Origin of the sequence: Chitinophaga varians (assembly GCF_012641275.1) — a bacterium.
In the GTDB taxonomy this organism is placed as follows: domain Bacteria; phylum Bacteroidota; class Bacteroidia; order Chitinophagales; family Chitinophagaceae; genus Chitinophaga; species Chitinophaga varians_A.
Window position 1 is genome coordinate 163,421 of the sequence record NZ_JABAIA010000002.1, and the last position, 21,825, is coordinate 185,245.

At 50.5% G+C, this 21,825-nt stretch carries 11 protein-coding genes; 5 read left to right on the top strand and 6 right to left on the bottom strand.

Annotated features, from left to right (window positions below; all coding sequences use genetic code 11):
* Positions 1-17: 17 nt before the first annotated feature.
* The 4 genes from HGH92_RS15230 to HGH92_RS15245 form a co-directional block, all read right to left on the bottom strand.
* Positions 18-1,475 carry a RagB/SusD family nutrient uptake outer membrane protein gene (locus HGH92_RS15230; RefSeq protein ID WP_168871665.1) on the bottom strand — a complete coding sequence of 486 codons (1,458 nt, stop codon included), beginning with the start codon at positions 1,473-1,475 and terminating at the stop codon, positions 18-20.
* 21 nt (positions 1,476-1,496) lie between these two features.
* Complete coding sequence (locus tag HGH92_RS15235) at positions 1,497-5,084, bottom strand: SusC/RagA family TonB-linked outer membrane protein (protein WP_168871666.1); 3,588 nt, start codon at positions 5,082-5,084, stop codon at positions 1,497-1,499.
* 179 nt (positions 5,085-5,263) lie between these two features.
* Positions 5,264-6,235, bottom strand: a complete 972-nt coding sequence (locus tag HGH92_RS15240; protein ID WP_168871667.1) for a FecR family protein — start codon at positions 6,233-6,235, stop codon at positions 5,264-5,266.
* A 148-nt stretch (positions 6,236-6,383) separates the two neighbouring features.
* On the bottom strand, positions 6,384-7,022 hold the full coding sequence (locus HGH92_RS15245) for an RNA polymerase sigma-70 factor (protein ID WP_168871668.1): 639 nt from the start codon (positions 7,020-7,022) through the stop codon (positions 6,384-6,386).
* A gap of 991 nt (positions 7,023-8,013) precedes the next feature.
* Here HGH92_RS15245 and HGH92_RS15250 point away from each other — a divergent pair.
* Entirely contained in the window at positions 8,014-11,172 is a 3,159-nt protein-coding gene (locus HGH92_RS15250; RefSeq protein ID WP_168871669.1) for a SusC/RagA family TonB-linked outer membrane protein, read from the top strand.
* A 27-nt stretch (positions 11,173-11,199) separates the two neighbouring features.
* Positions 11,200-12,768: a RagB/SusD family nutrient uptake outer membrane protein gene (locus HGH92_RS15255; protein WP_168871670.1), complete on the top strand. Its 1,569-nt coding sequence runs from the start codon at positions 11,200-11,202 to the stop codon at positions 12,766-12,768.
* 111 nt (positions 12,769-12,879) lie between these two features.
* On the opposite strand, the gene HGH92_RS15260 is transcribed toward HGH92_RS15255, so the two are convergent.
* Together HGH92_RS15260 and HGH92_RS15265 are read right to left on the bottom strand one after the other, a co-directional pair.
* Complete coding sequence (locus HGH92_RS15260; protein ID WP_168871671.1) at positions 12,880-13,440, bottom strand: RNA polymerase sigma-70 factor; 561 nt, start codon at positions 13,438-13,440, stop codon at positions 12,880-12,882.
* Between the two features lie 134 nt (positions 13,441-13,574).
* Complete coding sequence (locus HGH92_RS15265) at positions 13,575-15,014, bottom strand: hypothetical protein (protein ID WP_168871672.1); 1,440 nt, start codon at positions 15,012-15,014, stop codon at positions 13,575-13,577.
* Between the two features lie 163 nt (positions 15,015-15,177).
* Between HGH92_RS15265 and HGH92_RS15270 the strand changes: the two genes are divergently transcribed.
* From HGH92_RS15270 to HGH92_RS15280, 3 genes are all read left to right on the top strand, one after another.
* Positions 15,178-16,224, top strand: a complete 1,047-nt coding sequence (locus HGH92_RS15270; protein WP_168871673.1) for a FecR family protein — start codon at positions 15,178-15,180, stop codon at positions 16,222-16,224.
* A 256-nt stretch (positions 16,225-16,480) separates the two neighbouring features.
* Complete coding sequence (locus HGH92_RS15275) at positions 16,481-19,882, top strand: SusC/RagA family TonB-linked outer membrane protein (protein ID WP_211092651.1); 3,402 nt, start codon at positions 16,481-16,483, stop codon at positions 19,880-19,882.
* A 20-nt stretch (positions 19,883-19,902) separates the two neighbouring features.
* A complete protein-coding gene (locus HGH92_RS15280) occupies positions 19,903-21,699 on the top strand; it encodes a RagB/SusD family nutrient uptake outer membrane protein (RefSeq protein ID WP_168871674.1) in 1,797 nt (598 codons plus the stop codon).
* Positions 21,700-21,825 lie beyond the last annotated feature (126 nt).

The window sequence follows — 21,825 nt, forward strand, 5'->3', positions numbered from 1 at the left end:
ACAAGTTTGAGCGGTGGTTATCGTGGATTTAATTCCAGGCCGGACAGTTGCGCTTCCTGTGGTATTTGCACCATTCGGCGCGGGTCGTTGGCGCCCAGCACCATTTTGGTCTTACCATCGAAAGAGGTGTGTACGACCGGTATTTTGTGGCGGAGAATATCGAACCACCGGAGACCTTCGAATATATACTCTACCTTTTTGTAATACAGGATTGCCTGGATGATGGCCGAGCGGCTGTCTACCGTGCGGTAGTAGTTCCTAACCTTGCCTACGGAGAGGTTATGTGCGCTGGCAACATAACCATCCACGCGCTGGCTCAGGAAGTCGTTGATATCAGCGATGGCGGCATCGAAGTTGCCCAGCTCGGTATTGGCTTCCGCTCTGTTGAACAGCACTTCTTCGGCGGTGAACAATGGTATCATATCCCATCCGTCGCCGATGTTGGCGTTCTGGTCCACACGGATAAACAGTTCATAGAACTTGGGAACGAAGTAGTCTTCCGGCCGTGAGTAGTATACTTTATAGCTCAGTCTTGCACCGGAAGGGTTATCACGGCTGTTGAGCATGGCGCCGAGAACGGGGTCGCAGCCGTAGCGGTTGGTCCGCAGGTTCCTTGCCCACCAGGACTGGGATTCGGCCAGCAACAGGTTTGCTTTCTGTGTGGCCCTGGTATATTCCTTTCTGAGCACCAGTTCTTCCATGTTGTTGTAGGTGGAGTTTACCGGGCGCAGATAAGGCAGTGCCTTGCCTGCCGGGAAGGTCTGGTTGGCATGTTCCACCACTTTGGCGTATTCTTTTTTGAACAGGTAGAAACGTGCCGCAAAAGCGTGTGCGGCTGATGTGGTGAAGTGATAGGAGGGCGCGTTGGTGTAGGAGTTGTCATCGATCAATGGCAATCCTTCTGTGAGGTCTTTCTCGATCTGTTCATACACGTACGCTACTGTTTTCCTTTCATATTTTTCCACCACTATTTTTTCCGGTTTGGTGACATAGGGGATACCCGGGTCTTTAGCAGCGGTGGCGGCATCGTATGATTGGGAGAAAATGGTGACCAGCATAAAGTGTGCATATGCCCGGCAGAGCAGCGCTTCTCCTTTGGATGCGCTATAGGCGGCTTTGTCGCTGGCCTGGTTGATCACTTCCAGGGCCTGATTGGCGGCGGCGATGGCGGCATATGCTTTTTGCCAGTAGAAGTCCGGCGTGTCCTGGTCCCTGTCTGACGACACTTCCCAGAACCAGGGCTGACGATTATAGCGGGTATTATCGTCTGTACCTTTATCGTTGGCATTGTCAGACATGGCTTCGATGAACGGAATATAGTTGGCCCGGGGATAGGCGGAGGTAAGGAGTTCGGCCACCTTGGAAGGTGTATTCACTTCGGTACGTTGATCTGGCAGTTGCTCGAGGTATTTTTTACACCCGGGCGCAACGGTCATGATTGCTAACGCTGATATATATACGAGATTTCTTTTCATATCCAAAACTTTTCATTCAGGTTAAAAACCAACTTTTACGGACAGGGTGTATTGTTTAGGAACAGGTAACGCCACGCCACCGGACTGGAAGAACTCAGGGTCCTGGCCTTTCAGTTTGGGGTCGGCATAGATCAGCCACGGGTTGTTGGCCACCAGGCTGAGCGACGCATTGTTGAGGCCTATTGCGGAGGTATATCTCAGCGGCAGGCTGTAACTCAGCGACACCTGTTTCAGACGGATGAAACCTCCGTCGGCAACACGTGAAGAAGAATAGTTATAGGTATAATACGGTGTTACGCCACTCAGCCTGTTGATCACACGGAGATCGGACAGTGAAGGGATGTCTGTCTGTTTTTCGTCGCCGGTCATCATCCAGCGGTCGAGGAACTCTTTCGGCATGGCCGTTAGATCGGTGTATTTCTGCTGGAAGGCGGGATTGAGGCGGATCACGTTTCCTGCGCTGAAGGTAAACAGGGCAGAGAAGGTGAAGTCTTTATAACGCACGGAGTTATATAAGCCTCCGGTTAATTTGGGATCAATCGGGCCGCTGTACTTCAGGTAGTTGATGGCATCGCTCTGGAGGTTGACCTCATTTACTTTTTCACCCTTTTCATTGATGAACACCGGGGTGCCGTCGAGGGAGGACAGTTCCTTCACGTCGATAGAGTAGAGGCCTCTGTAGGGGCGTCCAAGCATAGGGCCTCCATCAGGTCCGATCAGGTCCCAGATGTTGGGATTTGTTTTCAGGTTGGTGATTTTATTTTCGTTATAGGCTGCGGTGAGCTGTGTTCTCCATTGCCAGTTTTTCTGCTGTACGATAGCGCCGCCGACAGTCAGTTCCACACCATGGGATTTCATGTCGGCATAGTTGGCGTTTTTGACAAACTGGCCGCCGATACCGGAGGTGCGGATAGGGCTGATAAGGTCGAAGCCGTTACGGTTATACCCGTCGAGGGTAACGGTGAGGCGGTCTTTGAACATGCCGAGGTCGATGCCTACGTTGGTTTCATATTGTTTTTCCCAGGTGAGTTCCGCGTTTTCCAGGTCGATGATATTGATCACGGACTCGATTTCCGGCAGGTAAGGGCGGTATGTTTTACCGCTGCGGGTAACGAGGCTGGAGTTGGTGGCCCTGCCCAGGCTGGCAGTGAGGCCGTATGTAGCGCGAAGCGTAAGGCGGTTGATGTTCTGTACCGCTTTCATGAACTCTTCTGTGTCCACGTTCCAGGAACCGCTGATGTTCCAGGTGGGCAGCCAGCGGGCAGTCCGGGATTTGCCGAGCAGGTTGGAACCATCGTAACGGATAGTACCGTTGAGGTTGTATTTGCCTTTATAGGAATACGCGCCGTTGGCCATGTAGGCGAGGAAGCGGTCATAGTAGTTCTGCATGCCGTAGAAGTCAAAACCGCTTTCCACAGCCTGTTTGATGATACGGGGATCTACATAGGGCACGCCGCCTTTGTCGAACTGGTAACCGTAGCCATTGGAGAATTTGTTCTGGCGGTTGGCATATCTTAATTCCTGCGAGGCATAGGCCACGAAGATGTGCGTGTTGTTATAGGTTTTATTCCACTCGAGGGAGTTACGGATGTTATAGCTAACGAGGTAATCATCATTGGTATTGTAGAAACCGCCATAGGGCAGTACTACCACAGGATAAGCTTCCGGATCATCGGGGTTGCGGTAGAGGAATTTATTGTTCTCCATCACATGGGCGTTATCGGCAGCGCGGTAGGCCATGGCCATGTTGGAGTTTTCTCTCACTTTATGTTCCCGGTTGGTTTTGGCATAACGCAAAGCGCCGAGGAAGCTGTATTTGAGGGTAGGTGTGATTTTATAGCCGGCTTCGCCCTGTAGTTTGATGTCCACCATGGTGAGGTCGAGCGTATTGTTGTTCAGTTCATTGATGATATTGAACGGAGCGAAGTTACGCCGGAAGAATTCCAGGTTGCCATTCTGGTCGTAGGCGGTCATGGTGCGGCTGGTATTGAGGGCGTAGCTGAAAGGGTTGATATCGAAATCGCGGTCGTATTTTCCTTCTACCGGATTGCTGACCCTTCCGACGCTGCCGGGAGCGCGCTGGTCTCTGATGGAGCCTTGTGTGATGAGGCCTATATTCAGTTTAGGTGAAATGTTGAAGTTGGCGCGGGCATTGCCGGTAAAGCGTTTCACCCGGTCGCCGATGGTCCAGCCGTTATCGTTGAGGAAGCTGGTGGAGAAATAGAGCTGTGATTTTTCCGTACCGGAGGAGATGCTCAGGGAGTGCTCCTGCAGGAGGGAGTTGCGGAATAATACATCGAACCAGTCTGTATTGGCCAGTGCGTATCTTTTGAGGAATTCATTTCTGGATTTCTCGTCATTGTAAACTGTTCTGTTGTTGATATTTTCCGCCAGTTTGGTGAATACGCCGCCGTCCTGTCTGGTGGCGAGGTCGCCGTATTGCAGGAATCCGCGGCTTTCCATGGATTTATATACCGACATCTGGTCGGCGGAGTTCATGATATTGAAATCTTTATATGTTGGTTTGATATAGGTGGAGAAGTTACCGGTATAGGAGATGAGTGGTTTGCCTACGCGTCCTTTTTTGGTGGTGATGACCACTACGCCGTTCATGGCGCGGGCGCCGTACATGGCCGTGGCGGCGGCATCTTTGAGGATCTGGAAGCTCTCGATGTCGTCGGGGTTGAGGCCGGCCACAGAAGAGCCCAGCAGGGTGGTGGGGTCTCCGGTGGAGAGTTGTTCATTGGAGACGTTGACCACATCTTCCAGCACGATACCATCTACCACCCAGAGCGGTTTGTTGTCGCCGGTGATGGAGGTGGCGCCACGGACGCGGATTTTAGGTGCCGCGCCGAAGGTGCCGGACACGTTTTGGATGGAAACGCCGGCCACGCGGCCTTCCAGCATGCGGCTTACGTCGGTGATACCTTCCCGTTTCACGTCATTGGCTTTGAGGGTAGCTGCTGAACCGGTGAAGAGTTTGCGGTCGATAGTCTGATAACCGGTCACGACTACCTGGTTAAGATTCGTAACGTTTTCTTCGAGGGTAATGATAATAGGTTTATCTGCGGTGGCTTTCACTTCCTGTGTTTTAAAGCCTACCATGCTGATGACGAGGGTGGCGCCGGGTTTCACGCGGATGGTGAACTCTCCTTTGCTGTCTGTGGCGATACCGTTGCCGGTGCCTTTTTCCACGATGCTGATACCGGGCACAAAGGAAGCATCACCGTTTTCCGCGCGTGTGCCCGCGCGTCCTTTAACGGTGATGACCTCCTGTTGTGGCGCGATTACTTCGGCGGGGCGTGTGAGCACGATCTTATCGCCGATTACTTTATGTGCTATGCCTTTGCTCTCGAGCAGATTAAGCGCCTGCTGCATAGAAATTTTATCGGGGTCTATTTCGACATTCATGTTTTTGTTGATGACCGCGGCATCGTATACAAATACGACGTTGTACTTTTTCTCCATCCTGCCGAGGATGACTTCCAGTTTCTCCCGGTTTTGCTCATTGGTCAGTGGCGCAGCCTGGTTTTCCAGGCATGCCACTGTCAATAGGGCAAGGAGCAGCTTCGATTTTGGTCTCTTCTTCTTGTAAAGGATTTCAAACATCGTATATAATTATTATAGGTTAAACGGGTCGGGAGCAGGCATAGGCGATGCGCTCCACGGGGAGCGGGTACATAGCCTGCAGGATGTTAATTGCATTTCCGGGTTGACAGAACTGCGATGTACGATTTCAGTTGACACATTGGGTTGCTAAACAACGGAGAAAGGCCAGACGGCAGGTGTTACCTGCCGGTGATCGTAATTTCCCGGTTGCGGTGCACTACCGTGATAGGGTAGGTAGCTTGCAGCACCTCCAATACTTCTTCCAGCTTATTGTTTTTAAATGTTGCATTCAGTTTTTTCACGGGGATTTTTCCCCGGAGGTTGATTTTAACCTGATAAAGCGCTTCGACTTTTTTGCATACTTCTGACAGTGGGGCATCCACGAAAACGAGTTCATGAGTGATCCAGGCGTCTGCGTTACTGTTGATGGCATTATACTGTTCCAGGCTGCCGGTGGCCGGATCGAAGTGAAGGCCTTCGCCGGCGGTGAGGATGGTCTCCGCTGCATTGGCATGGCCGGAGGCGAACCTGATTTTGCCTGTTTTGACGGTGACGCCTATACGGCGGTCTTCCATTTGTATGTTAAAAGCGGTGCCCAGTACCGTGATGCTGGATTGTCCGACTTTAACCACGAAGGGCGTTGTTGTTTGTGTGGCCACGTCAAAATAGGCGGTGCCTTGTTCCATGATGACTGTCCTGTTTTTTTGCATTCTTTCCGGGTAGCGTACCCGGCTGTTCTTATCGAGATAAACGCGTGACTGGTCGGGCAGGAGCAGGGAGTCGATGGATGCCAGTGTCGCTTTTTCTTTGTAGGTGACCGTGCTGGTGTGGTAGTAGTACCAGCTTGCGGCGGCCACAACAGGGATGATGACAGCAGCTGCGCGGAACCAGCGATAGCGGCGTGCAGGCAGTTGGATGGTTTTTTCTTCCGGCAGGGCTTCCTGGAGCCGTGCGATGGCCGCATGGGTGTCCAGCTGGTCCAGTATCTTAAGGTCTGGTGACAGTTGCCATAGTTGTTGCACCTGCAGGAAGGTGGCTTCATTTTCCGGGGAAGCGGCGGCCCATTGCCGCACTTGCTGCTCCAGGGCAGCGTCCTGCGGGTTGTTCAGGTATTTCACCAGTTGCAGCCAGTTGATCGTTTCTTTTTCCATTGGACAGAAGCCTTTGTGTATTGTTACAATCCAGCGGAGGGGATACCCCCAGTGGCGAACGAAAAATTTTCACATTAATATTTATATAATATAATAAGGAGAAGAGCAGAGGCGGGGAGTACAGCGGTAGCCGCAGGCCGGGCGGGGATTACAGCCGGCTTGCCAGTTCACCTGCAAGTGCAAGGAAGAGTTGCAGCATGCGGAGGTTGGCGGTGTAATCGCGGGAATTGTCCTGGCGGTAAAAAAGATTTTCGCGGAGTGTTTTAAGGGCGTGGAGCATGTGGTTTTCCACTGTTTTCTCGGAGATCTGAAGCTGCGCTGCGATCTCGCGGTATTTGAGGCCATCGAAGCGGCTCATTTTAAACACTTTTGAGCATTGTTTCGGCAGTTTTTCTATTTCCTGCCAGATGCGCATTTTCAGTTCCTGTTCCTCCTGCAGGTTATGCAGGTAGCTGTCTGTCAGTGATTCGGCAATAAGGGAGTGATGGCGGGCGATGTTTTTTTCCCGCTTAAGATAGTTGAGCGCATGATTGATCACTGCTTTGTACAGGTAGGCACGGAGGGCGCCGTTTTCATCCAGCAGGGCAGGGTTTTCCCATATTCTGATGAACACTTCCTGTACCAGTTCCTGTGCGATGCCTGCATCTTTGCAGTAGCGGAAGGCCGCCATCACCAGTTCCCGGAAGTGACGTTCATATACATAGGTAAAGGCCTGCCTGTTTTTCGCATGAATTTCCCTGATCAATGCAGCCTCGCTCAGTTGGGCAATATCGCTGGTTCTCACCATTAGTTTTCCTACTCTTTTCCAGGTATCAGGGTATAAGGTATAAAAAAAATCATAATTCAGTTAATGGGAAAGAAAGAAAAGAATGGCAGGCGGGCTTCATATGGGTTATTTCGTTTTTTTCTGTTCTTTTGTCAGTTGGCGGGTAATTTATCATCAACCCGCTACCAGTGATAAAAAAAATTGCAAAAACGTTTTAGTTATCTGGAAATAATTATATTTTTATGTTCAGAGCTGTAGTGAAAAAGCCAAAAAAGTATGTGGATAATATGCCAGCTCAGATCTAAATCTAAAAAATTATTCACTTGTAATGGTAGCACTGTTAAATGAAAATCACTTGTAGCCGGCAGGAGTACTAAATCGATTCAGCTCCCGTCGCATTTCACGTTAGAGGTTGTAAGCCATATTTTTTTGAATCAGGCAACTGCCTTGTCTGGCAGTGTAAACAGGTATTTATCACATTAATTAAAACAAAATCGTTTTTGTACATCAGGGGAATGATCAATCATTAAACAAAATCGTTTTAGCACGTTAACAAAAGGCACCTTGAAAATTCCACAATGGTACCACGTTCATTGATGGACCCTTTTCCGGATTGCCGGAAGTAAATCAACTCAATGCTTCCACGGCATCTTCGTATAGCCTTTACCGTGTACATTTTCCCAGGTAGCGGGGTAGTTGGTACAACTGCCCTGTGTGGCAGCATCAGCCCATACAGCAGATTGTCAACAAGTGGATACTTTTTCCGGGTATCAGGAGTTTTCGCATCACTCCTTTTGTGACATGACCGCCCGTATGTGCTTTATCAACCACCGGCATGTGCTTCAGACGGCCCACCGTCCGCAGATACAACGCAGGCTGCCTGTCCTTACTGTATTTCAGCAATGCTTCCCTTCCTAAAATCATCCGGAAGGGATAACGGGCCTTCTTTGCAAAATCGTTTTAGCGAAAACTCTTTAGCATTGAACCTTTATTAACCAAAAAACAAACATGTATGAAGAAAAAACTGACCTTCCTGGTACGGACCAGCTTGCAGAGCAGCTTCCTGCTATTGCTGTCGCTGCTGGCCTTCTCCCAGGGAAAGAAGATCACCGGTAAGGTGTTTGATGCACGGGACAACACGCCGCTTCCTGGCGTGACAGTGCAGGTGAAAGGCACCAACACCGGTACACAATCCGGCCCTGACGGCAGCTATACCATTAACGTACCCGGTAATAACACCACCCTCATATTTACTTTCGTTGGCTACACACCCACTGAAAAACTGGTAGGCAGCGCTACCACGCTCAATGCCGCACTGAGTACCGACGTGAAATCATTACAGGACGTGGTGGTAATCGGTTATGGTACACAGAAAAGATCCGACGTGACCGGCGCCGTTGCCTCCGTAAGGGCCGGCGCATTGCAGGAACGTCCTGCACCTTCGGTGAACCAGGCGCTCAGCGGCCGTATGCCCGGCGTACAGGTAAGCACCAACTCCGGTCGCCCCGGCGGCCAGACAAGAGTGCGCATCCGCGGTTTCAGCTCTATCAACACCACCAGCAACCCACTCTACGTAGTGGACGGAGTGGCACTCCCCATGGGCAACCAGACACAGAACTCTAACGCGATTGACTATATCAATCCGAATGACATCGAATCCATCGAAGTACTGAAAGACGCTTCCTCTACCGCCATCTACGGCGCCAGAGGCGCTAACGGCGTAGTGCTGGTGACCACCAAAAAAGGGTCTGCTACCGGCGGCCGCGTAACGTACGACAACTACTTCGGCATCAATACACCGGGCCCGCACCGCGTGAAAATGCTCAACGCCAAAGAATACCTCGACCTGGAAACACTGGGCTGGAAAAATGCACAGATCTATGATAAACCAGGATGGGACGCCGGCAACTACGTAAGCAGCAACCCTGCGCTGAAAAGAACGGACTCCCGCTTCTTTGATAAAGACGGTAACCCGCTGTACGATACTGACTGGTTCAAAGAATCCATCCAGCATAAACTTACACAGAACCATCAGTTAGGTTTCTCTGGTGGCAATCCTGATACACAATACGGTCTCTACCTCGGTTACCTCGATGATAACGGCCTGCTGCTGAATTCCTATCTAAAACGTTATTCCGCACGCTTTACCATCGACACCAAAATCAAGGAATGGCTGAAAGTAGGCGGTTCACTCAGTTATAACAACCAGGAAGAAAACCTCGTGGACATTGGTACCGGCGGTCTTAACTCCGTTCGTATGATCACCGAAGCGCTGCCCTTCCTGCCGCTGAAACTGGCGGACGGCACCTGGACCAACAACAAGATGTACCCAGGCGCTGAAGGCGGTTCCAACCCGGTACAGATCCTGACAGACAGAAAATACATCCTGAACACACAGACCACCCTCGGTAACGCCTACGCTAACCTGACGCTGGCCAAAGGCCTCGAACTGCGCAGCACCCTTGGCGCCAACATCGTGACACGTGGCCGTAACGAATGGAATGGCCGCTCCCTGCTGGATATCTCCGCTTCCCAGAAAGGTATTGCCATTGTGGCCAATGACCGCGAATCTTTCTGGTCCTTTGAAAACTACCTGACCTATAATAAACGTTTTGGTACTGACCACTCCTTCACCGGCATGGTGGGTATGGGTGCTTCTGAAAACAACTTCTTCACCATCAATGCAAGGGGCGAAAATTATTCCACCGATTACTTTGAGAACAACAACCTGGGCGCAGGTTCCGTGATCCCAGCCAGCGGCGTGGGCTCTAACCGTACCCGGTTTTCGTTCTTCTCTTATTTTACCCGTTTGAACTATGCGTACAAAGACCGCTACCTGCTGACCCTCACCGGCCGCAGAGACGGATCTTCCCGCTTCGGCCCTTCCAACAAATACGCTACCTTCCCCTCCGCCGCACTGGCCTGGAGAGTGTCTGAAGAACCGTGGCTGAAAGGCAACCACCTCTTGTCCAACCTGAAACTGCGTACCAGCTACGGTGTGACCGGTAACTCCGAAATTCCGCCGTACCAGTCCCTCGCCACGCTCGCTGCCAGCGGTACCTACGCTGCCGTTATCAACGGTGCCAAAGTACAGGGCATCGGTACCAACAGGCTCGCCAATCCCGATCTGAAATGGGAGAAAACAGCACAGGCAGACTTCGGCGCGGAAATAGGCCTGTTCAACAACCGCATCAACCTGGAAGCTGATGTCTACTACCGTAAAACAACAGACATGTTGCTCGATGCGCCGGTACCTACCACCAGCGGCTACGCCACTATCCGTAAAAACATCGGCTCCATGGAAAACAAAGGCCTGGAACTGGCCCTGAACGCACTGGTGATAAGCGGAAAAGACTTTTCCTGGAACACTACTTTCAACATCTCCTTCAACCGTAACAAAATCCTGTCGCTCGCCACACCGGCAGATATCTTCGGCGTGGGCGGCCCCAACTTTACCAACCAGACCAACATCCTGCGTGTAGGCGAAGCCGTTGGTTCCTTCTGGGGACTGGTGCGTGAAGGTACCTGGAGCGAAGCTGAAAGAGCACAGGCAGCCAAATTCCAGAGCTACCGCGGTGGCAATACCATGCTGCCCGGCGATATCAAATACCGCGACGTGAACGGCGACAACATCATCAACGATGCTGACCGTATGATCATCGGCAACGGTAACCCGAAAGGATGGGGCGGTTTTATCAACAGCTTCAAGTATAAAAACTTCGACCTCACCCTCGAACTGCAATACTCCTACGGCGCCGACGTGCTGAACATGTCGCACCACTCCGGTGAAGACCGTATCAGCATCGCCAACAGCTTCAGATCCGTGCTGGACTACTGGACTCCGGAACATCAGAACACACCGATCGCTGCTCCCCGTCCGGTGGCCGCAGGTTATGTTACCAACGTGGACACCCGCTGGGTGGAAGACGGTTCCTTCCTCCGTGGTAAAAACTTACTGCTGGGATATACCTTCCAACCGGAAGTGCTGCAGAAAATACACCTGAGCCGCCTGCGTATCTGGGCCTCTGCACAAAACTTCTTCGTTTTGACCAAATACAGCGGCAACGATCCGGAAGTATCTACCTATGGCGATTCTTTCGCACAGGGACAGACATTCTTCGACTATCCCAAGCCAACTACTTATCAGCTGGGGTTAAACGTGGCGTTCTAATTTGTTCAGTATCAAAAAGACTTTATCATGAAGAGAAATATCATTCATAAAACGATACAGCTGGCGCTCTGCGGCGCTATGCTGATGGGCGCGGGCAGTGGTTGTAAAAAGTTCCTGGAAGAAAAGGACCCTTCCAACCTCACCCCGGACAGCTACTTTACTTTGCCTGAACATGCGGACGCGGCCATCTTTGCAGCCTATTCCAGGCTGCGCTTTATAGGAGAAGGCGCAGGTATCTTCACCAACAACTACGCCTTCCTGGACGCCGCTACCGGCACGGTAACTACCAAGACCGCCCAGAACTCCGACCTGAACAACCTCTTAGGTCTGGTGTACGATGGAGACAACCTCCAGATCGGTAACTGGTGGAAAGGCATCTACCGTGAGATTGCCCAGGCCAACCTGGTATTGGACAATGTGCCGAAAATAAATCCCATGGACGAAGCAGCCCGTAAAAAAGTAATGGGTGAAGCATACTTCCTGCGTGCATGGTCCTATTTTTATGCTGTAAGACTGTGGGGCGACGTGCCTTTGATCCTCAAGTCACAAACACCGCAATCAACCGATTTCTCACCCAGCCGTACCAGCTCGGAAGAAGTGTATAAAGCTATTGTGGACGACCTGCAGAAAGCAGAAGCCGCAGGCCTTCCCTGGAAAGACAATACCGGTCGTGCCAGCACTTCCGCCATTAAGGCCCTGCTGGCCAAAGTATACCTGACCATGGCCGGTTTCCCGCTCAACAAAGGACAGGCATACTATAAACTGGCCGCTGACAAATCGAAAGAAGTGATCGACTACGCCAATGCACATCCTTCCGAAATTGGCCTGTTCACTAACTACGACGACCTGCACAGCGTTGGTACCAACAACAAACTCGAACTGCTGTTCCAGGTGCAATACCTGAGCGGTGTGGAAGAGAACCCGGTACAAACCACCATGCTGCCCAACAATGCACAACCGGATATCTCAGCGAAAGGCAGTGGTCAGGGTACGTACGTGCCTTCCACATCTTTCTATAATTCCTACAAGAAATTTGAGCCGACAGATAAACGCCCTGATCAGCAGCAGTTTTTCTACACTTATTATTTCTTCAAAGGCAGCGGCGATACCATCAAACTGGGCGCTCCGTACATCTACAAGTTCTTTGACGTGATCTGTCATGGTGCCTCCGGCAGGCCCGGTACCGGTATCAGTAACCTGAACCTGACGCTGATGCGTTATGCAGAGGTTTTGCTGACATACGCAGAGGCACAAAACCGTGCCGATGGGTCACCTAACGCAGATGCCTATACGGCTTTGAATGCTGTCCGCCTCCGTGCCAACCTGCCTGCCAAAGCCGGTCTGAGCCAGGCAGACTTTGAACAGTCCGTATGGCGTGAGCGCTGGCACGAGCTGTGCTACGAAGGCGTGATCTGGTTTGATATGCTGCGCCTGCGTAAAGTATACAACGAAGACACGAACGGTTTCGACGATTTCGTTGGTCACGTTAACAAATCAAACGGCGCGGTACTGGCGAAGAAACACCTGCTGTACCCGTTGCCTGTATTTGAAATGAAGAACAACCCGAACCTGAAACCACAGAACGAAGGATACTAGTCATTTCTAAATTTTTGATTTTTTGATTTTTTGCGGACAATTACAAAGAAGACCGGGGCGAGCGATCGCTTCGGTCTTCGGTTTTTATCAATCATTAAAATCAAAAAATCCCTAAATCTTTTCAAGGGTGAAATTAACAGCAGCAGTCAGTCTTTTCATGGCAATAGCCAGTTGGTTTTCCACTGTTTTAACGGAGAGATTGAGTACAGTTGCTACTTCTTTGTAGCGCAGCCCGTATTGTTTTACGAGGATATACACCATTTTGCATTTAGGGGGAAGTTGTTCGATGGTATGTTCCATTTTGCGGATCATTTCCGCTGATATCATCAGTTGTTCGGGATCACTTTCAAAAGATATTTCCAGTTTATCTTCTTCCGCGATGGTTACCTGCCGGGAAGCGGATTGTTTGCGCATATGGTCAATGGCTTTGTTTTTAGCCACCACAAAAAGGTATACCTGCGGATTTTTTATGTCCGTCAACGATTGCCTTTTTTGCCAGCAATGCATAAAAACATCGTTCGTGATTTCTTCTGCTACCTCTTTGGAACGGGTGAGCGAGAAAGAAAAACGCAGCAGTTTTATGAAAAAATGATTGTAGAAAGCTTTGAAGGCTGTCTGGTCATTGTTCGCCGTGATGTTTTTGAATAGTTCATTGATAATACACTGATCCATCCCTTTTAAGCCACTGATATTGGTTGCAATAATATATAACGCAGATTACGCTAAAGTTAACAAAATAATTTATCCGGTAATTTTTTTTATCGGTGGTGCTTTTTTGGCGAAAGGTGATGGTATCTAAGCGTGTATTAGCCTGCGCCGCCATATATGTCTCCCATGCGACGGAGAATATAATATACTTCATCCGCATTGCCTTCTGCATAACGGCGGGCCCAGAAAGACACCAGCCATACCGCCAGGCGGTTGCCTTCCTTATCGCCTTTGGCGATGGCGCTGTCATAGTCTGCCAGTCCTGCCGCAAAGGCGATGTCTTTAATATATGCTTCCGCCTGTGGCTCGGTGCCGTCCAACGGGACGTTCATTTTATCATACAGCGTCTTGAGCGACTGGCGGTACCCGGGGATTGTTTCGAGGAAATCGTGTGTGGCCACGAGGTTGTCGCGGTAACGGGCTACCTGTGACCGGCGGTATACCGGTGTAGGCAATACGTCCTGCAGATACCCGCCGTACCGCTCAAAGCATGCTTTTAGCCGCTGGCCGTCACGGCCGGTGTAATCGAACAGTTCCACCACCGGCCATAATGACGTGGTATTAAACTGCCGCACTGCATCTTCTTTGGTAGCCCTGTCCTGTTGCGCAAAAAGACTGCGGATGCCCAGGCCCCAGTTCAGCATCAGGTCTGTTGGCATGCGATTTTTTTTGCCCAGTTCCAGCTGATCATAACAAATGAACTGAAGGGCTGCACGGATGCTGTCAACCGATGGCTGCGGCCCTTTCCATTCGATAGGCTCATCTGCGGTGACTGCGTCCGCGACGGCATTCTCTCCATCGTTGACAATGCCTGCTGCATCCGCGGCTGCGGCCTGTACAAGCTCCGCTGCCTCCGCTGCTTGCGGAGACGTATCTGCTTCCGGTGCTGTATAAGGCTGGTAATGCACCAGGTTATAGACGATAAAAATCACTGCCAGCATGGCGGTGAGCACAACGCCGCTCAGTGCAACACTGATAACACGGTAGCGTTGCCATAGGGTTTCTATCATCCACCAGCTGAAGCCCAGGAGTACCGCAGCGATAATAGCGGCCCAGCAGAATAAACAAATCCCGGTATAAATATCCAGGTCCGAATTGGCAATAGTCCTGAGGGCACTCGTTCTGAGGATAAAAATGAAAGCAAAAGCCACCAGGGATATTAACAGATTGGACAAGAAAACTTTTTTCCAGAAACTCCCGTTGAAGGGGACCGTGTCCGTTTTTCTGCGTAACAGACGGATGATACCATATATGACGCCCACCCATAAACAACTGGTCAGCAACCATACTATCGGGGATACAAATGTGTCCATGATAGTGCCCTGCTGATAGGCATAGGAGGTCGTATTGGGCAACCCGTCCAGCTCATACAGGAACCCGAAAGGGAGGGAAATTATTTGATGACGGGAAGCTATCTGTAGTGCTGCAGCTTCCCATGTTGCGTTACCAGTGTTCTGCGCCAACCGGGGGATACCGAAAATAGCCGTTACCAGCAATGCTTCCAGCAGCAGGATGTACTTGTATAGTTTATTTTCCATAAGGGACAGGTTAACGCCTGCAAATATATTATTAAAAAAATTATCTGGGTGACCTCAAAAAAATGTTAAAAAGCTTTTGGGGGTTTTTGATTTTCTTTTCGACCTTATTCTGAAAACACGGACTAAAAAATAAATGATCGAACGTAACCGGATAAATACCTTGATGGCCAGGAAGATATCCGGCGAGGCCACCATGGAGGAATTGAAAGAACTGGAAACATTGCTGATGCAGTTTCCGGAATTACAATATGCCTTTACCATTGTGGAAGACATACAGGCCGTGAACCCGGCCAACGGTTTCACGCCGGAAGAGGAGAACCGGCTGGTCAGCGAAGGGCTGGACCGCATGAACCTGTTCCTGCAACAGTCGCAGGACACGCCTGTTGTGAGGAGAATGGCCCCGTGGAAAATCATCGCCGGTATGGCCGCTATGGTGGCGGTGTTACTGAGCGTATGGGCGTTGTGGCCTGTATCGCCCGACAGGCAGGCTTTTCGTAATGAAGTAGTTACCAAAACCGGCTCCAAAACCAGTGTGGTACTGCCTGATGGCACTACTGTAGTACTCAATGCCTGTAGCCGCCTGCAATATGATGCTACCCGTTTCCTCAACGGGGAAAGGGAAGTAGGCCTTACAGGAGAAGCCTATTTTGATGTAAAACACGATCCGGCCCATCCGTTTATTATCCGCACAGGACCTGTCAATATCCGCGTATTGGGGACCGTATTTAACGTAAAAGCCTATACGGAGGATGCCACCGTAGAAACCACCCTGCTCAGCGGTAAGGTGGAAGTGAGTTTTCCTCAGGGTAGCAGCGGCCAGCAAGTGGTACAGCTGCAGCCAGACCAGAAACTGGTCATTGCCAATCATAAAAACCAACCGGCACAGGACAGTAAAAAAGCCAGCTTTAGCATTACACCGGTAAAGAATGTCACTGCCGGCACGGTAGACAGTCCGGACGCGGAAAAACCAACCACCGCCTGGATCAACGACCGGTTCGACTTTGACAATGTAACATTTGAGCAGCTGTCGCACGACCTGGAACGATGGTACAATGTAACGCTGCGGTTTAAAAATGACCGTTATAAACACGAAGTATTTACAGGCGCTTTCCGTAAGCAGGGCATCGAAGATGTGTTGCAGGCACTGCAACTGATGTCAGGGTTTCACTACGAAGTGAACACAAAAGATAATGTCATTTATATATGGTAAAAACGTATCAGGGAACAAAATGCCGGGTGCGGCAGACAACTATGGCATAACTAATCAATAAAAAACTTTTTTGCGGACAGCAAAAAGGGAAATGCGGCAACATTCCCCTTTTACAATGCTGGCTAAACAATCTAAACCGATTCGAGAGAATCCGGTAATGGCTAATTATTTAACCTAACGAAACAAATTTATGAAAAAAAGCTTTTGGTGGCCTTCTGATATTCCCCGGCGGAATATGAGGAAACTGTTAATGCGTATGAAACTAACCTCCGTATTGCTCTGTGCAGGGTTTTTACAGCTTAGCGCACATGGTTTTTCCCAGGAGCGGCTCACTGTTAATTATAATAATATTAACATTGGAAAGCTCCTGAATGTGATCGGGCAGAAAAGCGACTACACGTTCGTGTACAAAAATGCCAGCATCCCCGACCGGAAGATCTCTATTGCCATGAAGGACGCTCCTGTGCGGGACATCCTGGACAAGGCCCTGGAAGGCACCTCGCTGGGATACAAGATCATGAAAGATAACCTGATCGTGATCCTGGAAGCCGGTGAAACAGTACAGAACGTTCCCATCAAAGGACGTATCACCGACGAAGCCGGTAACCCGCTGATTGGTGTGACCGTGTTGGTAAAAGGCACTACCACCGGCGCTAAAACCGATGCCGATGGCCGGTTTAAAATGGAAGTCCCCGAAAATGCCATTATCGAATTCTCCTATGTAGGCTATGAGCCGTTACAGATGAAAGCCAAAGAAGGCGCTACTTTCAACCTCGCGCTGAAAGCCAATTCCAGCGGCCTGAACGAAGTAGTGGTAGTCGGTTACGGCAAACAGAAAAGAATAAACCTCAGTGGCGCGGTAGACGCTATTTCCGGCAAGGAACTGGAGAGCCGCCCCATCGCCAATATCAACAACGGTTTACAAGGCCTGCTGCCCAACCTGAACATCACCAACGATAACGGCCGTGTGTCGTCCGCTTCCAAGTTCAATATCCGCGGCGTGACCTCCATCAACAGCGGTGATCCGTTCATCCTGGTTGACAATATTCCTTTTACCAATGAAGAAGTGTCCCGCCTGAACCCTGCCGACGTAGAAAGCGTGACTGTCCTCAAAGACGCCGCTTCCGCCGCTATCTATGGCGCCCGTGCCGCCTTCGGCGTGGTGCTCATTACCACCAAATCCGGTAAAGACGGCCGCCTCCTCGTGAATGCCAATACCAACTACGCCGTGCGTACCCTCGGACTGGTGCCTAAAATAGTGACCGATCCGCTCACCACCATGGAGTACAAACACGATGCGGCCACCCCGTTGTACGACCTGTACCCCGCTGCTGAAAGAGCTTATGCCCAGAGACTGAAAGACGATCCATCCCTGCCTAACGTTATTGTCAACCCAACCGATAAAAACAAGTGGAGCTATTACGGTACTACCGACTGGCTGCATGAGGTTTACCAGAAATCAGCTCCGGCTTATAATGCCAACGTCAGCATCTCCCGCGGTGATGAGAAACTGAACTATTATTTCTCTGCTGATTATTATTCACAGGATGGTATGCTGCGCTATAATCCGGACAAATATGACCGTTATAACCTGCGCGCCAAAGCCACCTACACTTTTAATGACCGCATCAAAATAGGTAGCAATACCATGTACACCAATACGACGTACGCACAACCGTCAAGTACCATGGATTACCTGTTTTTCCATAACTCTAACCGTACGCCTTCTCTCAGCGTGCCCCGTAATCCGGATGGCACCTGGACTTCCGATGGCGCCGCCCTGTTGGGCAACCTGCAAAGCGGTGGCCGCTCCAAAGATACCTGGAGCGAATTTATGACCACCCTCAATGCTGAAGTGGGTATTATCAAAGACATGTGGACCCTCAAAGGCGACGCTACTTTCCGCAGAGGCAACCAGACAGGCAACACCTACGTGCTGCCTGTGGCTTACCGCAACGGCCCCGATCAGCCTTTCCTGTACACCAACGGCAACAAATCGTCTGCCTCTAATCTCAGCTCGGATATAAAGTATAATGTCTATAACATCTATACAGATTTCCACAAAACCTTCAATAAAAAACACTATCTCGGCGCGCTGGCCGGCTTCAACCAGGAGTACCACTATTACAACCAGTTCACGGTTAAAAGACTGGACCTGATCAGCACCCAGTATCCTACTTCACAGCTGGCCACCGGTACTATCACCCAGAAACAGCAGATTGAAGACTGGGCCGTAAGAGGTATCTACTATCGCCTGAATTATATCTTCGATGATAAATACATCGCGGAAGTAAACGGCCGTAATGATGGCTCTTCCCGCTTCCGTACGGACCACCGCTGGGGCTTTTTCCCATCCGGTTCACTCGCATGGGTGGTGTCTAAAGAAAACTTCTTCCAGGGAATTAAAAACCGCCTGGGCATCGATATGCTGAAAGTACGCGGCTCCTACGGTTCCCTCGGTGACCAGCAATGGGACGCCTACGGTTACATGGAACTGATGACCTCCAATAACATCAACTCCGTATTGAACGGACAAATTCCTATCGGTGTGTTCTCTCCGTCGCCTGTAACCGCTACTTACAGCTGGCAGACGGTTAAGACTGTCAACGGCGGTATCGATATCTCGCTGCTGAAAGAAAAATTATCGTTCAGCTATGACCGTTATACCCGATATACAAATGGTATGTTCGCCAAAAGCCAGGAACTGCCTGCTGTTTTCGGTGCCACGCCTCCTAAAACCAATTCTGCTGACCTGAAAACAAGAGGATGGGAGATGACCCTGTTCTGGAGAGACCAGTTTAAAATCGGTAAAGATGATTTCAGCTATGGGGTGAAACTCCTCCTGGCCGACAGCCGGTCTTTCATTACCCGTTTTACCAACCCTACCGGAACGCTCGCCAACTACGACCATTCCGATCCTAAAAAGAGAAACTATTATAACGGACAGGAAATCGGCGAAATCTGGGGCCTCGAAACAGAAGGCTTCTTCCAGAACGCAGATGAACTGAAAAATCACGCTAACCAGTCCAAAGTAGGTTCCGATGACCAGCAGTACCTGTTTTACGTAGGCGACCTGAAGTTCAAAGACCTTAACGGCGACGGTGTGATCGACTACGGAGACAACACCGTTTCCAACCCGGGCGACCGCCGCATCATCGGCAACAGCGCTCCGCGTCTGCCTTACAGCATTGACCTGACGGCTTCCTACAAAGGCTTCGATTTCCGTGCGCTGATACAGGGCATCGGTAAAAGAGACTGGTATCCTAACCCGGGCAACCACTACTTCTGGGGCGTGTATTCACAACCATGGACTAACGTACAGGTGCATAACATGGACAGATGGACGCCGGAAACACCCAACGGTTACTTCCCCCGCCTGAAATCCTACATCGCAGAAGATGCTACCGAGCTGGGCGCACCACAGACAAGATACCTGCAGAACGCGGCTTATACCCGCCTGAAAAACGTAACACTGGGTTATACTTTGCCTAAATCCCTTACCGGAAGAGCGAAAATCACCCGTTTACGTGTATACGTGGCAGCAGAAAATATCTTCACCATCTCCCACCTGAAAGCCAACATTGATCCGGAAGGCCTGGACGGGTCGGTATATCCTTATCAGAAAACTTATTCGTGCGGATTGAACCTGAACTTTTAATTAAAGCAAAAAAGTGCAACATGAAAAACAAGAGGCTTATTATACCATTCATCATACTGGGTTGTGCGGCTGTTTCCTGTAACAAGGATTTCCTGCAAAGGATGCCACAGACGGAGATTGCGCCGGAGGCCTATTTTAAAACGCCAGGCGACCTGCAGACTTACGTAAATGGTTTGTACGACGACAACCTGTCTGCTCCCTATGATGACAATAACTCCGATAACGTATCCGGTACCACCGGCAGCGAAATGGACAAGCTGGTACATGGTACGCTGGACCCAACCACAGTAGACGGCTGGAACAACTGGAATGTGCTGCGTAATATCAACTACCTGCTGGACAACGTATACAAAACGCAGGGCGATGCCGTGGAAATCAAGCATTACACAGGTGTGGCGCGTTATTTCCGTGCCCGCTTTTATGCAGAGATGATCGCCCGTTACTCCGATGTGCCGTTTTATGGACACGTGATGACCGATATCGATCCGGAGATCTACAAAGGCCGCGACCCACGTGCTAACGTAGCTGATTCTGTACTGGCCGACCTGCAATTTGCCGTAGACAATATCAAAGCTGACACCAAAGACAACGGCACGCTGGTGAACAAGTACACCGCGCTGGCGCTGATGTCGCGATACTGCCTGTTTGAAGGTACTTTCCGTCGTTATCATCCTGAGCTGAAATTGCAGACTACCGCTGACGTATGGCTGAAAAAGGCCGTATGGGCTTCTGAGCAGATCATGGCCAGCGCCCGTTATGATATCTACAATACCGGCAAAGGCGGCGCTGATTACCGCGCACTGTTTGCAAGCACCACGTTGGCTGGTAACAAGGAAGCCATCCAGTGGCGTGACTATCCGCAGAGCCTTGGTAAAGGAAACAACACCCACAGCGTACTGGGCTGGACATGGTCACTCAGCCAAAGCCTGGTATACAGTTACCTGATGAAAGATGGTACAGCCTTCACTTCCCAGCCGGGTTATGACAAGATGGACTATACCACCACCTTTAAGAACCGTGACCCCCGTCTGGCTGAAACAGTGGCGTACCCTGGGTTTAGCACTACACAGGACAATAACCCGTACATCGCCAAGCCTAACCTCGGCGGGTATGACCAGCTGAAGTTCTATCCGCGCGATCCCAAACAACGCCAGGGATGGGACGCCAACTACACCGCGTTGCCGGTATACCGCTATGCAGAAGTGTTACTGAACTATGCTGAAGCAAAAGCGGAGCTGCTGGACCTGTCTCAGGCCGACCTGGACAACTCCGTGAACCTGTTGCGCCGTCGCGTGCAGATGCCCGACCTGAGCCTTGTGACTGCCAATGGCAATCCTGACCAGGTAATGAGCAATCAGTATAACGTGACCAGCGCCAACAAAGGCGTGATCCTCGAAATCCGCCGTGAGCGCCGCGTTGAGATGGCCTGCGAAGGGCAGCGCCTCAACGACATCAATCGCTGGGCTGCCGGCAGCCGCGTCAAAGAAGCGCCGGCTGGCATGTATGTGGCCGGCATGGGGGGCATCGATATGACAGGCGACGGTGTTGCTGATATCGCTATCCTGCCTAATCCCAATGACAGTTCTGCTATCGCCGGCCTGCCTGCTGATGTGAAAATCCGGCTGAGCCGTTTTTATTTGGCAGACAAAAACGGTGGCCTGAATAACTTCTACCTGGAGAATGGTACCAGCGGTCATATACTGTTTGCTACAGACCGCGCCGGACGCACCTTTACAGAACCTAAGTTTTATTATCGCCCGATCCCTAAACAGCAGCTGGTACTAAACAGCAAGTTGCAACAGATCATGGGCTGGTAATAACTGACCGTAAAAAACGAATTACAGATAGCGAATTTTGCGGAAACGCTTGTCAAGCCTTATTGTTTCATATTGACAAGCATCCGCGGTTCGCCATCTGTAATTCGTATTTTTTTATATAAACAT

Excerpts from the sequence above, each read along its gene's own strand:
- HGH92_RS15265 (WP_168871672.1), bottom strand. The coding sequence starts at position 15,014 with ATGGAAAATAAACTATACAAGTACATCCTGCTGCTGGAAGCATTGCTG.
- HGH92_RS15275 (WP_211092651.1), top strand. The coding sequence starts at position 16,481 with ATGAAACTAACCTCCGTATTGCTCTGTGCAGGGTTTTTACAGCTTAGC.
- HGH92_RS15250 (WP_168871669.1), top strand. The coding sequence starts at position 8,014 with ATGAAGAAAAAACTGACCTTCCTGGTACGGACCAGCTTGCAGAGCAGC.
- HGH92_RS15280 (WP_168871674.1), top strand. The coding sequence starts at position 19,903 with ATGAAAAACAAGAGGCTTATTATACCATTCATCATACTGGGTTGTGCG.
- HGH92_RS15260 (WP_168871671.1), bottom strand. The coding sequence starts at position 13,440 with ATGGATCAGTGTATTATCAATGAACTATTCAAAAACATCACGGCGAAC.
- HGH92_RS15255 (WP_168871670.1), top strand. The coding sequence starts at position 11,200 with ATGAAGAGAAATATCATTCATAAAACGATACAGCTGGCGCTCTGCGGC.
- HGH92_RS15245 (WP_168871668.1), bottom strand. The coding sequence starts at position 7,022 with ATGGTGAGAACCAGCGATATTGCCCAACTGAGCGAGGCTGCATTGATC.
- HGH92_RS15235 (WP_168871666.1), bottom strand. The coding sequence starts at position 5,084 with ATGTTTGAAATCCTTTACAAGAAGAAGAGACCAAAATCGAAGCTGCTC.
- HGH92_RS15270 (WP_168871673.1), top strand. The coding sequence starts at position 15,178 with ATGGCCAGGAAGATATCCGGCGAGGCCACCATGGAGGAATTGAAAGAA.
- HGH92_RS15230 (WP_168871665.1), bottom strand. The coding sequence starts at position 1,475 with ATGAAAAGAAATCTCGTATATATATCAGCGTTAGCAATCATGACCGTT.
- HGH92_RS15240 (WP_168871667.1), bottom strand. The coding sequence starts at position 6,235 with ATGGAAAAAGAAACGATCAACTGGCTGCAACTGGTGAAATACCTGAAC.